This window comes from Aliiruegeria sabulilitoris, from assembly GCF_001558155.1.
In the GTDB taxonomy this organism is placed as follows: domain Bacteria; phylum Pseudomonadota; class Alphaproteobacteria; order Rhodobacterales; family Rhodobacteraceae; genus Tropicimonas; species Tropicimonas sabulilitoris.
Map to the genome: position 1 here is coordinate 34,667 of NZ_LOAS01000001.1, position 13,135 is coordinate 47,801.

A 13,135-nucleotide genomic window follows, 5' to 3' on the forward strand; every position below is an offset into this window, starting at 1 on the left:
CGGCGCCTGAATCGGGCGGCCCTCGCGGTCGCCCGGCTCCTCCCTTTTCGCACCATTTCAAGGATTTGAAGATGAACCAGGAACTGACCAACAACCCGTTCAACCCGCTCACCCCGCCGAAGGTCTTTGACGAGATCAAGGTGTCGCTGGCGAGCCCGGAACGGATCCTCTCGTGGTCCTATGGCGAGATCAAGAAGCCCGAGACCATCAACTACCGGACCTTCAAGCCCGAGCGCGACGGCCTGTTCTGCGCCCGGATCTTTGGCCCGATCAAGGATTACGAGTGCCTTTGCGGCAAGTATAAGCGCATGAAGTATCGCGGCGTTGTCTGCGAGAAATGCGGCGTGGAAGTCACGCTGCAGAAGGTGCGCCGCGAACGCATGGGCCATATCGAACTGGCCGCTCCCGTTGCGCATATCTGGTTCCTGAAGTCGCTCCCGTCCCGCATCGGCCTGATGCTGGACATGACGCTTCGGGATCTTGAGCGCATCCTCTACTTCGAGAACTATGTCGTCATCGAGCCGGGTCTCACCGATCTCACCTACGGGCAGTTGATGTCCGAAGAGGAGTTCATGGACGCGCAGGACATGTACGGCATGGACGCCTTCACCGCCAATATCGGCGCCGAAGCGATCCGCGAAATGCTCTCCCAGATCGACCTGGAGTCGACCGCGGAGACGCTGCGCGAAGAGCTGAAGGAAGCCACCGGCGAGCTGAAGCCGAAGAAGATCATCAAGCGTCTGAAGATCGTCGAGAACTTCCTCGAATCCGGCAACCGTCCGGAATGGATGATCCTCACCGTCGTGCCGGTCATTCCGCCGGAACTGCGCCCGCTCGTCCCGCTGGACGGTGGCCGCTTTGCCACGTCGGATCTGAACGATCTCTATCGCCGCGTCATCAACCGGAACAACCGCCTCAAGCGGCTGATCGAGCTGCGCGCGCCGGACATCATCATCCGTAACGAAAAGCGGATGCTGCAGGAATCCGTCGATGCTCTGTTCGACAACGGCCGTCGTGGCCGGGTCATCACCGGTGCCAACAAGCGCCCGCTCAAGTCGCTCTCCGACATGCTCAAGGGCAAGCAGGGCCGCTTCCGCCAGAACCTTCTGGGCAAGCGGGTCGACTTCTCGGGCCGTTCGGTCATCGTGACCGGTCCGGAGCTGAAGCTGCATCAATGTGGCCTGCCCAAGAAGATGGCGCTCGAGCTCTTCAAGCCCTTCATCTATTCGCGTCTGGAGGCCAAGGGCCTGTCCAGCACCGTGAAACAGGCGAAGAAGCTGGTGGAGAAGGAACGTCCCGAGGTTTGGGACATCCTCGACGAGGTGATCCGCGAGCACCCGGTTCTTCTGAACCGCGCGCCCACGCTGCACCGCCTCGGCATCCAGGCCTTCGAACCCATTCTGATCGAAGGCAAGGCGATCCAGCTGCACCCGCTCGTCTGCTCGGCCTTCAACGCCGACTTCGACGGTGACCAGATGGCCGTCCACGTACCGCTCTCGCTGGAAGCCCAGCTGGAAGCGCGCGTGCTGATGATGTCGACGAACAACGTTCTGTCGCCTGCCAACGGCGCGCCGATCATCGTTCCGTCTCAGGACATGATCCTTGGCCTTTATTATGTCTCGCTGCAGCGCGACGGCATGAAGGGCGAAGGCATGGTCTTTGGCGGCATCGAGGAGGTCGAGCACGCGCTCAACGCCGGCGAAGTGCACATGCACGCCAAGATCCAGTGCCGCGTGCCGCAGATCGACGAGCATGGCCAGGAAGTTCAGAAACGCTACGAGACGACGCCCGGCCGGGTGCGCCTCGGTGCGCTGCTGCCCAAGAACGCCAAGGCCCCGTTCGAGCTGGTCAACCGCCTGCTCAAGAAAGGCGACGTGCAAAAGGTTATCGACACCGTCTACCGTTACTGCGGCCAGAAGGAATCGGTCATCTTCTGTGACCAGATCATGGGCATGGGCTTCCGCGAAGCCTTCAAGGGCGGCATCTCCTTCGGCAAGGATGACATGGTCATCCCCGACAACAAGTGGGAGATCGTCGACAGCGTCCGCGACCAGGTCAAGGATTTCGAACAGCAATACATGGACGGCCTGATCACCCAGGGTGAGAAGTACAACAAGGTCGTCGATGCCTGGTCGAAATGTAACGACCGCGTCACCGACGCCATGATGAACACCATCTCCGCCAAGCGGTTCGATGAGAACGGCGCCGAGATGGAGCCGAACTCGGTCTACATGATGGCCGACTCCAAGGCGCGTGGTTCCGTTACGCAGATGAAGCAGCTGGGCGCCATGCGCGGCCTGATGGCCAAGCCCTCGGGCGAGATCATCGAAACGCCGATCATCTCGAACTTCAAAGAGGGTCTGACCGTGCTGGAGTACTTCAACTCCACCCACGGCGCGCGGAAGGGCCTGTCGGATACCGCTCTTAAGACGGCGAACTCGGGTTACCTGACCCGTCGTCTGGTGGACGTGGCGCAGGACTGCATCATTCGTGAGCATGACTGTGGCACCGAAAAAGCGATCACGGCGGAGCCGGCTGTCAATGACGGCGAAGTCGTCGCCTCGCTCGGCGAGCGCGTTCTGGGTCGTGTCGCGGCCGACGATATCCTGCGTCCGGGTACCGACGAGGTGATCGTTGCCAAGAACGAGCTGATCGACGAACGCAAGGCCGACGAGATCGAGCAATCGGGCCTGGCTTCCATCCGCATGCGCTCCCCGCTGACCTGCGAGTCGGAAGAGGGCGTCTGCGCGATGTGCTATGGCCGTGACCTCGCGCGCGGCACGATGGTGAACCAGGGCGAAGCCGTGGGCATCATCGCGGCACAGTCGATCGGTGAGCCGGGCACGCAGCTGACGATGCGGACCTTCCACATCGGCGGCGTTGCCCAGGGTGGCCAGCAATCCTTCCAGGAGGCCAACGGCAACGGCAAGATCGAGTTCCGCAATGCCAACCTGCTGGAGAATGCAGCCGGTGAGCAGGTCGTGATGGGCCGCAACATGCAGATCGCCATCATGGACGATCACGGCGTGGAGCGCGGCAACTTCAAGATCGGCTACGGCTCCAAGATCTTCGTCAAGGAAGGCCAGCAAATCGCCCGCGGCGACAAGCTGTTCGAGTGGGACCCGTACACGCTGCCCATCATCGCGGAGAAGGCCGGTACGGCAAAGTTCGTCGACCTCATCACCGGTATCTCGGTGCGTGACGAGACCGACGATGCCACCGGCATGACCCAGAAGATCGTGTCCGACTGGCGCTCCGCGCCCAAGGGCAACGAGCTCAAGCCGGAGATCCTGATCCTAGATCCGGAAACCGGCGAGCCGATGCGCAACGAGGCGGGCAACCCCGTTACCTACCCGATGTCCGTGGACGCCATCCTCTCGGTTGAGGAAAACACCCAGGTCAAGGCCGGTGACGTTGTTGCGCGTATCCCGCGCGAGGGCGCGAAGACGAAGGACATCACCGGTGGTCTGCCGCGTGTTGCCGAACTCTTCGAAGCGCGTCGTCCGAAGGATCACGCGATCATCGCCGAGGCCGACGGCTACGTGAAGTTCGGGCGCGACTACAAGAACAAGCGCCGGATCTCCATCGTTCCCGCCGACGAGAGCCAGGAGCCGACCGAGTACATGGTGCCCAAGGGCAAGCACATCCCGGTGCAGGAAGGCGACTTCGTGCAGAAGGGTGACTACATCATGGACGGCAACCCGGCGCCGCATGACATCCTGTCGATCCTGGGTGTCGAGGAGCTGGCCAACTACATGATCGACGAGGTGCAGGACGTCTATCGACTGCAGGGCGTGAAGATCAACGACAAGCACATCGAGGTGATCGTTCGCCAGATGCTGCAGAAGTGGGAGATCAACGACTCCGGCGAGACGACGTTGCTCAAGGGCGAACATGTCGACAAGGCAGAGTTCGACGCGGCCAACGACAAGGCGATCAAGGACGGGCGGCGCCCGGCCGAGGGCGAACCGATCCTGCTCGGTATCACCAAGGCCTCGCTGCAGACGCGTTCCTTTATCTCGGCGGCCTCCTTCCAGGAGACCACCCGTGTGCTCACCGAAGCCTCGGTACAGGGCAAGCGCGACAAGCTCGTCGGCCTGAAGGAAAACGTCATCGTCGGCCGCCTGATCCCGGCCGGCACGGGCGGCGCGACCCAGCGGGTTCGCCGGATCGCGCAGGATCGCGACCAGAAGGTCATCGAAGAGCGTCAGGCCGAGGCGGAAGCTGCCGCGGCTCTCGCGGCGCCGACCGAAGACCTGTCGGCAAGCGATGTCAGCGATCCGTTCATCGTCGACACTCCGGAGAGCCGGGATTTCTGATCCCGCGTCACTCGGACAGAACTGAACGCGCCCCGCCGGTTTCGGCGGGGCGTTTTCGTTTCAGGAAGTGCGAAATACCCGGGGCCGACCCGCTGCCTGAAACGGACAGAAACGCGATCTCCCCTCATCTGCTGCGGCCTTTCCGACGGCGGACCGCCAGGGCATCGAAGGCTTCCCGATTCATCATGAAGCGGTCGAAAGTTTGCCGCTCTATTTTACCGTTTGAATGATCGGTATATTTGTAATTTTGCAATCAGTTCCACGGCTCTGCGTTCAAAATTCCAAACATTTAGAGATGAAATCTCCAATTTTGTGGGCATTACTTTCAAGAAAGACCTTTCTGGAGCCGCCCCATGACCGCCCTGACCGAGTTCCGCGATAACCTGAACCAGCCTGATCTTCTCGACGCATTGCGTCGAGGGTTGATCGGCGACGAAATCGCGTTCGAGACCCCTTTCGGAACGAAGAACCTCCTCTATGCCGACTATGTGGCCTCCGGCCGCGCCCTTCGGCAGGTGGAGGATTTCGTTATGGAAAAGGTGCTTCCCTTCTATGCCAACAGCCATACCGAGACATCCTTCTGCGGGATGACCATGACGCGCATGCGCGAAGAAGCGCGGAACACGATCGGCCGGCTCGTGAATGCCGATGACGAATGCCATGTGGTCTTTTGCGGATCGGGGGCGACGGCGGGTTTGAACCGGATCGCGCGCCTTCTCCGCATCGAGGAAGTTGTCGCGGCCGGGGAGCGGGTCGTGGTGCTGATCGGCCCGTATGAACACCACTCCAACATCCTTCCGTGGCGGGAGAGCGGTGCCGAACTGGTGACCATTCCGGAAAAGCCCGGTGGAGGCGTGGATCTCGACGCGCTCGAAACCGCGCTGATCGCGGCAGATGGGGCACGGCGTATCATCGGCTCCTTCTCTGCCGCGTCCAACGTTACCGGCATTCTCACCGATACCGACGCGGTGACGCGCCTTCTGAAAGCGTATGGCGCCCTAGCAATCTGGGACTATGCCGGCGGCGCCCCATACCTGCCGATGGACATGTCGCCTGCGCCCGATTGCGCCAAGGACGCCATCGTCTTCTCTGCGCACAAGTTCCCGGGCGGCCCCGGGGCCTCGGGGGTCGCGGTGATCCGCGACACGGTGATCGCCCGCAGCACCCCCACGGCGCCCGGCGGCGGCACGGTCTGGTTCGTCTCGCCGTGGCGGACCGACTATTCCGCCCATGTCGAGGAACGGGAGGAAGGCGGGACGCCAAATATCGTCGGCGACATCCGCGCGGCCCTTGTCATGTTGATCAAGGACGCCATCGGCACGGAGGCCATTCTTCAACGCGATGCGGATCTGCGCGCGCGCGCGCTGGAGCGGCTCGGGACACATCCCTGCATCAACATTCTGGGACGTTTCGAAGAGGTGGACGCGCTGCCGATCTTCTCCTTCCAGGTGTCTGACTTGGCCGGCGAACCCGTGCATCCGCAGCTTTTCACGCGGATGCTGTCGGACATTCATGGTGTCCAGGTGCGCGGCGGCTGCGCCTGCGCCGGGCCCTATGCCCACGCGTTGCTAGACCTCGACGAGGCACGCTCCGAAGCGCTGTTCCAGCGTCTCAGCGCAGGGTACGAGCTTGAAAAGCCGGGCTGGGTGCGCCTGAATCTCAGCTATCTGCATAGCGACGAGCAGGTGGAGCGTATCCTCGGCGCGGTTACAGAGCTGGCAGAACGGTCCCGCGAGTTTGAGGCGGCCTATGACTGCGACCCGAAAACCGCTCATTTCACGGCAAAAGACCCGGCGCGGCTGCAAGGCGTCGCCTGACCTCTCCCCGACATGTGACCAACAGGCGAGCAGCCCAGCCCGGCTGAGCGCCAGCGGTCTGCCACGATTTTCAGTGATCCGGGCAACGGCGGTCAGCCGAATGAACCGAGACAGCGATGGCCTCGGTCGCCTGAACCGGTTGGGGCCGGTCGAAAGCTGAAAGTACGGCGAAATTGGCCACATCCAGGTTTGCGAACGGAGCGACCACCCGTCAGAAACGGACGTGGCTGATAAAGCTTGGCATCGGGTCGACCGGCGCAAAACTTGCGATACAAGGCGAACCTGTTAGCCTGTCCCAATACCCAACGCGATTTGCACGACCATCGAAGCGGCTCCCGCTATCGACAGTGAGACCGCATTTTCATTCACGCCGAACAAATTCCAGGGGGAAGAAATGTTCTCGAAGATCATGGTTCCGGTGGATCTGGCACATCAGGACAAATTGACCAAATCTCTCGAATGCGCTGCCGAATTGGCGCGTCATTTCGACATCCCGGTCGTCTATGCGGGTGTCACCGGCACCGCTCCTGGCGTAACAGGCCATACGCCCGAGGAATTCACGCGCCACCTCGCGGAGTTCGCCGCTGCACAGGGAGAAAGCGCAGGAATATCAACCGCGCACCATGCGATCATCAGCCATGATCCGCGGGTCGAACTCGACGCGAAACTGGTTCGCGCCGCAGAAGAAATCGGTGCCGATCTCATCGTGCTGGAAGGACATGTTCCGAACGTTCTGGATCATTTCCTGCCATCCGACGGCGGCATCGTCGCCAAACTCGCCAAGGCCACCGTCATGGTCGTACGCAACTGAACGGAACAAACCGGAGAATACGCCATGAGCGATGTAACAACGGACCAGGGCATTCCCGAACCGGAGGGGCACACCGAGGTCATCGACACCGATTTCGAGATCGGCCAGGACAATGTGGAAGGCACCGTCGGCCCCTTCGGCTTCGATGTGCACAACCCGGTCTTCCTGATCTCTGGCCTCACGATCGTTGCCTTTGTCTTCTACACGCTGGTGTTCCAGGAGCAGGCGACCGCCGCGTTCGGTGCGCTGCGGCCCTGGCTGACTGGCACTTTTGACTGGGTCTTCCTGACCTCGGCCAATATCTTCGTCCTTTTCTGCCTGTTCCTGATCGTGAGCCCCTGGGGCAGCGTGCGGCTCGGCGGCGCGGACGCGGTGCCGGACTATTCCTATTCCGGATGGTTCGCGATGCTGTTTGCCGCCGGCATGGGCATCGGGCTGATGTTCTTCGGGGTTCTGGAGCCGGTCTACCACATGGCGATCTCGCAGCCGCTCGGCGTGCCCTCGCCCTTCGCCGAGGACGGAACGATCATCGAAGCCAATGTCGAAGCGGCCAAGCGCATGGGGCTCGCGTCGACGATCTATCACTGGGGGCTGCATCCCTGGGCGATCTATGCCGTGGTGGCGCTGGCGCTGGCGCTGTTCAGCTTCAACAAGGGCCTTCCGCTGACCATCCGCTCCGCCTTCTACCCGATTTTCGGTGATCGCGTCTGGGGCTGGACCGGCCATGTCATCGACATTCTCGCGGTCTTCGCCACGCTCTTCGGGCTTGCCACCTCGCTCGGTTTCGGTGCGCAACAGGCCAATGCCGGGCTTGAGCATGTTTTCGGCATCGCCAACAACGCCAATGTCCAGGTTGTCCTAATCACCGTCATTACCGGCATTGCGCTGGTCTCGGTTGTGCGCGGGCTGGATGGCGGCGTGAAGGTGCTCTCGGAGATCAACATGGTACTGGCCGCTCTGCTGTTGCTCTTCGTCCTGCTGGCCGGGCCGACAATGGTGATCTTCTCCGATTTCTTCGCCGGGCTTGGCACCTACGCAACCGAGATCATCGCGCTCTCCAACCCGATCGGCCGGGAGGATACCGGCTACTTGCAGGGCTGGACCTCCTTCTACTGGGCATGGTGGGTGAGCTGGTCGCCCTTTGTCGGCATGTTCATCGCCCGGGTCAGCCGTGGGCGCACGGTACGCGAATTCATCATCTGCGTACTGATCATCCCAAGCCTTGTCTGCGTGCTCTGGATGGCTGTCTTCGGTGGCGTGGCAATCGACCAGGTCCTGTCCGATCCAACGACAAGCGCGGTCAAGGCACAAGTGATCGACAGCTACAACCCGCCGATCTCGCTCTTCGCCATGCTGGAAGGGCTGCCGCTGGCCTCGATCACCTCCACCCTCGGGATCGTTCTGGTGATCGTCTTCTTCGTCACCTCGTCGGATTCCGGCAGCCTCGTGATCGACACGATCACCGCCGGCGGTAAGATCGACGCTCCGTTGCCGCAACGGGTCTTCTGGTGCACCTTCGAGGGTGCCGTGGCGATCGTGCTGCTGCTGGGCGGCGGGCTCTCGGCGCTTCAGGCCATGGTGATCTCCACCGGGCTGCCCTTCACCTTCGTCCTGCTTCTCATGTGCGTGGCAATCGTCAAGGGGCTCGCGGCCGAGAAGAATGCCGTTCCGCCGACCTCGGGCGGAGGCTCGTAGGCCTCCACGACGACACCGAGTGACAAACGCGCCCTTCGAAAGAGGGCGCGTTTTGAGTCGTGGCAGCGGCTTGCCGGCATTGCGCCGCCTGCGCTCTCTTGCTGCGGAGCGCCGTTTGATCTATCCAGATCCCACCTCGGGGTGCTGAGAAGCTGAGATGCGTTACGCGAACCCGTTGAACCTGAACCGGTTAGAACCGGCGGAGGGAAGGCTGACGCCCTAAAGGTGACCAACCAAACTCCGCCCCCAACCCAAGGAGTTTGCCATGAAGGCGCTTCCTCTTGTTGCGGGCCTGATGATCGCCACCTCTGCGGTGGCCGAAACACCCGTCCTGACTGTCTATGCCCCCGATTATTTCGCCTCCGAATGGGGGCCGGGCCCCGGCATCGAAGCCGCGTTCGAGGCGCGCTGCGGCTGCGACCTTGTCTACAAGACCGGCGAGCTGTTGCCGCGCCTGTTGCTGGAGGGCGCGCGGACGGAGGCAGATGTCGCCATCGGGTTGAATTCAGACATCACCAAGAAGGCGCGCGACAGCGGGCTCTTCGCGCCGCATGGGCTGGATCTCTCGACGCTCACCCTGCCGGTCGAGTGGACGGACGACACCTTCCTGCCGTTCAACTATTCCCACACGGCCTTCATCTATGACAACACCAAGGTCACTGAGCCGCCGGCGAGTTTCGACGCCTTGCTGGAAGCGCCCGATGATTTGCGGCTGGTGATTCAGGACCCGCGCAGCTCGGTCTCGGGCCTCGCACTCGTGCTCTGGGTCAATCATGTCTATGGCGACAAGGCTGCGGAGGCCTGGTCGAAGCTCGCGCCCAAGATCGTCACCGTCACCAAGGGCTGGTCGGAGGCTTATGGCATGTTCACCGATGGCGAGGCGGACATGGTGCTGAGCTTCACCTCCTCGCCGGCCTATCACATCGTGGCCGAGGACGACCTGAGCAAATCGGCGGCGATCTTCCCCGAAGGCCATTATTTCATGGTCGAGCTGGCCGCCAAGCTGGCCGGGACGGACAACCCCGATCTGGCCGACCAGTTCATGGCCTTCATCCTGACCGAGGAATTCCAGTCCATGATCCCGACCTCCAACTGGTCCTTCCCGGCGGCGCTGCCCAAGGAGAAATGGCCGGAAGGTTTCCAGACCCTGCCAGTGCCCGAAAAGGTCCTGTTCTACAGCGAGGACGAAGCCGCGGCGATGCGGGACGAGGCTGTCGAGGCATGGCGCAGCGCGCTCTCCCAATAACAACGGCGCTGCTTGTCGCGGGGATGGTCATCCTCCCCGTGACGGCGGTGCTGTGGCGTGGCGGTGGCCCGGGGGCGCTCGGGCCGGCGGAATGGGCGGCGCTGCGCTTCACGCTCTGGCAAGCGGCGGTTTCCGCCGCACTGTCGGTCGCGCTGGCCGTGCCGGTGGCGCGCGGGCTGGCACGCCGGGATTTTCCCGGCCGCGGCACTCTCATCGCGCTGATGGGGGCCCCCTTCATCCTGCCGGTGATCGTGGCGATCCTCGGGCTGCTGGCCGTCTTTGGCGGCAGCGGGCTGGTCAACCGGGTCGGCGCCCCACTGGGCGCACCCCGGCTGGATATCTATGGCTATCACGGCGTGATCCTCGCGCATGTCTTCTTCAACCTGCCGCTCGCGGTGCGGCTGCTGCTGCAAGGTTGGCTGGACATCCCGGCCGAGCGCTTCCGCCTGGCCGCCGCGCTCGATGCGCCGATCTGGCGCGTGCTCGAATGGCCGATGCTGCGGCGGGTCTGCCCCGGCGCCTTCGCGGTGATCTTCGTTATCTGCCTCGGCTCCTTTGCCGTGGCGCTCACGCTTGGCGGCGGGCCGAGAGCGACAACGGTGGAGCTTGCCATCTACCAGGCCTTTCGCTTCGATTTCGACCTTGGCAAGGCCGCGACTCTGGCCGCGTTACAACTGGTGCTGGGCCTGGCCGCCGGAGCCTTCGCGCTGCGGGTCGCCCCAAGCGGTGGCTTCGGGATCGGCCTCGACCGACAGCGCGACCGCTGGGACGGGGCAACGCCCATGGCGCGGGCTGCCGATGGGCTTTGGATCACCTTCGCCGCCGCCTTCCTTCTGCTTCCGTTACTGTCCGTCGCGGTCGCAGGTTTGCCGGGCCTCGCCCAGATGCCGGCCGAGGTCTGGAGCGCGGCGGCGCGCTCGCTGGCGCTGGCGCTCGGGGCAACGACGCTGACACTCGCGCTCGCGCTGCCGCTTCTGACCGCGCCGGGGGAGACCGCCGCGCTGCTGGGCATCGCGGTCTCGGGGCTGGTGCTGGGAACGGGCTATTTCCTGCTGTTGCAGCCACTCATACGGCCGGGCGATGTTGCGCTGCCGGTCACGATGCTGGTCAATGCGCTCATGGCGCTGCCCTTCGTCATCCGCATTCTGCGCCCCGGGCTGGAAAGCGCGCGGGCCGATTGCGGGCGCCTTGCCGCCGCGCTCGGGCTGAGCGGCTGGAGGCTCTGGCGGATCGTCTACCTGCCGCGCCTGCGCCGCCCGCTCGGCTTTGCCGCCGGACTGACGGCGGCGCTCTCCATGGGGGATCTCGGGGTGATCACGCTCTTTGCCGATGGGGACAACGCCACCCTGCCGCTGCAAATCTACCGTCTGATGGGAAGCTACCAGATGGAGGCGGCCCGCGCGGCGGCGCTGCTCCTTCTGGTCCTCAGCCTCGGCCTGTTCTGGGGCTTCGACCGCGGAGGGCGCGCAAATGCTGCAGCTTGACCAACTCACCGTTCGGCAAGGCGCCTTCGAGCTTGTTGCCGATGTCACGATGCGCGCCCCCATCACCGCCCTTGTCGGCCCCTCGGGCGCCGGAAAGTCCACCCTTCTCAACGTGATCGCCGGATTCATTCCACCCAATTCCGGGCGTGCCCTTTGGCGCGGACAGGATGTCACCGCCCTGCCCCCGGCAAAGCGCCCGGTTGCAATGCTGTTTCAGGACAATAACCTGTTTGCGCATCTGGACATTGGCCGGAACCTCGCCCTTGCCCTGACCCGCAAGCGCCCGACCTCGGCAGAGCGCTCCCAGATCGCCGAGGCACTCGCCCGCGTCGGGTTGCCGGATGTCGAAGCCCGCAAACCGTCCGAGCTGTCGGGCGGGCAGCAAAGCCGGGTGGCGCTGGCGCGGGTACTGCTTCAGGCGCGCCCGCTGATGCTTCTGGACGAGCCTTTCGCCGCGCTCGGCCCCGCGCTCAAACACGAGATGCTCGACCTCGTGGCCGAAGTCGCCTCGGAGAAGAACCTGCAAGTGATCATGGTCTCGCATGATCCGCAGGATGCCGCCCGGATCGCATCGGAGGCCGCCGTCGTCGCCGAAGGGACAGTGGCCCCGCCGATACCGACGCAGGCCCTTCTGCGCGATCCGCCACCCGCATTGGCCCGCTATCTCGGAACGGGATGAGGCCCGACCAACCGGCCTTCAGGATACCCGGACGAGGTGATTGTCCCAGGACCATTCACCGTCAACCGGCAATTCGACCGTCCGTCCTTGCTCCCAACGGACCAGCCCGCCTGCACAGGTGATCAGGAATCCCCCCGGCGCCTTGGCCACGCCGCTGGCAACCGGTAGCGAGGAGGCCTCCAACGGTCTGCCATCGCCGTCGAGAAACAGAACGTGATCCCCCTTCGGTCCGGTCACGGCAATTCGATCCCCATCCGCGGAAGCCGAGATCGAGCCGGCATACTGCTTGAGCCGGGCCGTGTCGGGATGGGACAGGAATTCGTACCCGCCGCCCGGCGCAAAGCGCGCGACGAGCGGGACAGCCCGGCCAGGAGCTCCCTGCCATTGCAAGGCGGCGATGACGTTGCCCTGCCCGTCCGTGTCGATATGCCGGATCGAGTTCTGACGCATGTCACCGGGGAATTCCGTCGTCTCCAGGATCTCGCTGCTCTCCGACAGGATCGACAGGTTGGTCTGCATCGTCGGGATGTTCAGCTTGGCGCGCTGGAAATCGGGATGGGTCTGGATGCCGCCATTGGCCACCGCGAAACGGCCATCCCGCAACCGGATGATCTCGTGCGGACCGAGCCCGCCAGAAGGAAAATCGCCCACGCGCAGGTAGCCGAGTTCGACATCCCAGACACCGATCCGTCCTTCGGGCACGTCAAAGGCGTTTTCCGTGGTGAGAAGGTGACGTCCATCTGCGGTAAAGGCGCCATGACCATAGAAATGCGAGCCTTCTGGCGTGCTCAGCCGCGCGATCTCCCGGCCAGTGCCGCAATCCAGAACCAGCGCGAAATTGCCCGGACGGCGGGCGAATGCGACGGCCTCGGCCCGGAAGGGATGGGCGGCGGCGGCATGGCCGCGGCTCGGCAGAGGCAGCGTGAAGCGGATTTCGCCGGAGATCGACACCCCCACAAGCCAGGTCGAATTATCCGGCCGGTTGCCGGCGGTCAGGTAGAGGGAGCTGCCGATATCGGCCCAGCCGAGCTTGGCCGAGGCGATGCCCGCGCCGGCCCCGATCAGGAAATGCCGTCTCTTCATC

General features: G+C 63.5%; 8 protein-coding genes and 1 riboswitch. Of the genes, 7 read left to right on the top strand and 1 reads right to left on the bottom strand.

Going from position 1 to position 13,135, the window contains the following annotated elements:
• Positions 1-71 precede the first annotated feature (71 nt).
• From rpoC to AX756_RS00185, 7 genes are all read left to right on the top strand, one after another.
• On the top strand, positions 72-4,319 hold the full coding sequence (gene rpoC, locus AX756_RS00155) for a DNA-directed RNA polymerase subunit beta' (RefSeq protein ID WP_068307220.1): 4,248 nt from the start codon (positions 72-74) through the stop codon (positions 4,317-4,319).
• A gap of 353 nt (positions 4,320-4,672) precedes the next feature.
• Positions 4,673-6,136 carry an aminotransferase class V-fold PLP-dependent enzyme gene (locus AX756_RS00160; RefSeq protein ID WP_068307222.1) on the top strand — a complete coding sequence of 488 codons (1,464 nt, stop codon included), beginning with the start codon at positions 4,673-4,675 and terminating at the stop codon, positions 6,134-6,136.
• A 394-nt stretch (positions 6,137-6,530) separates the two neighbouring features.
• Positions 6,531-6,947: a universal stress protein gene (locus AX756_RS00165; protein ID WP_068307224.1), complete on the top strand. Its 417-nt coding sequence runs from the start codon at positions 6,531-6,533 to the stop codon at positions 6,945-6,947.
• Positions 6,948-6,971: 24 nt separating this feature from the next.
• The gene (locus AX756_RS00170; protein ID WP_068307226.1) at positions 6,972-8,642 is read left to right on the top strand and encodes a BCCT family transporter; all 1,671 of its coding nucleotides are present in this window, start codon (positions 6,972-6,974) and stop codon (positions 8,640-8,642) included.
• 127 nt (positions 8,643-8,769) lie between these two features.
• Positions 8,770-8,867, top strand: a riboswitch (TPP riboswitch).
• A 40-nt stretch (positions 8,868-8,907) separates the two neighbouring features.
• On the top strand, positions 8,908-9,888 hold the full coding sequence (locus AX756_RS00175) for a thiamine ABC transporter substrate-binding protein (protein ID WP_068307228.1): 981 nt from the start codon (positions 8,908-8,910) through the stop codon (positions 9,886-9,888).
• On the top strand, positions 9,864-11,372 hold the full coding sequence (locus AX756_RS00180; protein WP_068307230.1) for an ABC transporter permease family protein: 1,509 nt from the start codon (positions 9,864-9,866) through the stop codon (positions 11,370-11,372). The genes AX756_RS00175 and AX756_RS00180 overlap by 25 nt, the downstream gene beginning before the upstream one ends.
• A complete protein-coding gene (locus AX756_RS00185) occupies positions 11,359-12,051 on the top strand; it encodes a thiamine ABC transporter ATP-binding protein (protein WP_068307232.1) in 693 nt (230 codons plus the stop codon). The genes AX756_RS00180 and AX756_RS00185 overlap by 14 nt, the downstream gene beginning before the upstream one ends.
• Before the next feature lie 18 nt (positions 12,052-12,069).
• Here the strand turns inward: AX756_RS00185 and AX756_RS00190 are convergent, their stop codons facing one another.
• Positions 12,070-13,134 carry a DUF1513 domain-containing protein gene (locus AX756_RS00190; protein WP_068307233.1) on the bottom strand — a complete coding sequence of 355 codons (1,065 nt, stop codon included), beginning with the start codon at positions 13,132-13,134 and terminating at the stop codon, positions 12,070-12,072.
• Position 13,135 lies beyond the last annotated feature (1 nt).

Coding starts and splice junctions, on each gene's coding strand:
- rpoC (WP_068307220.1), top strand. CDS start 72: ATGAACCAGGAACTGACCAACAACCCGTTCAACCCGCTCACCCCGCCG.
- AX756_RS00160 (WP_068307222.1), top strand. CDS start 4,673: ATGACCGCCCTGACCGAGTTCCGCGATAACCTGAACCAGCCTGATCTT.
- AX756_RS00165 (WP_068307224.1), top strand. CDS start 6,531: ATGTTCTCGAAGATCATGGTTCCGGTGGATCTGGCACATCAGGACAAA.
- AX756_RS00170 (WP_068307226.1), top strand. CDS start 6,972: ATGAGCGATGTAACAACGGACCAGGGCATTCCCGAACCGGAGGGGCAC.
- AX756_RS00175 (WP_068307228.1), top strand. CDS start 8,908: ATGAAGGCGCTTCCTCTTGTTGCGGGCCTGATGATCGCCACCTCTGCG.
- AX756_RS00180 (WP_068307230.1), top strand. CDS start 9,864: ATGGCGCAGCGCGCTCTCCCAATAACAACGGCGCTGCTTGTCGCGGGG.
- AX756_RS00185 (WP_068307232.1), top strand. CDS start 11,359: ATGCTGCAGCTTGACCAACTCACCGTTCGGCAAGGCGCCTTCGAGCTT.
- AX756_RS00190 (WP_068307233.1), bottom strand. CDS start 13,134: ATGAAGAGACGGCATTTCCTGATCGGGGCCGGCGCGGGCATCGCCTCG.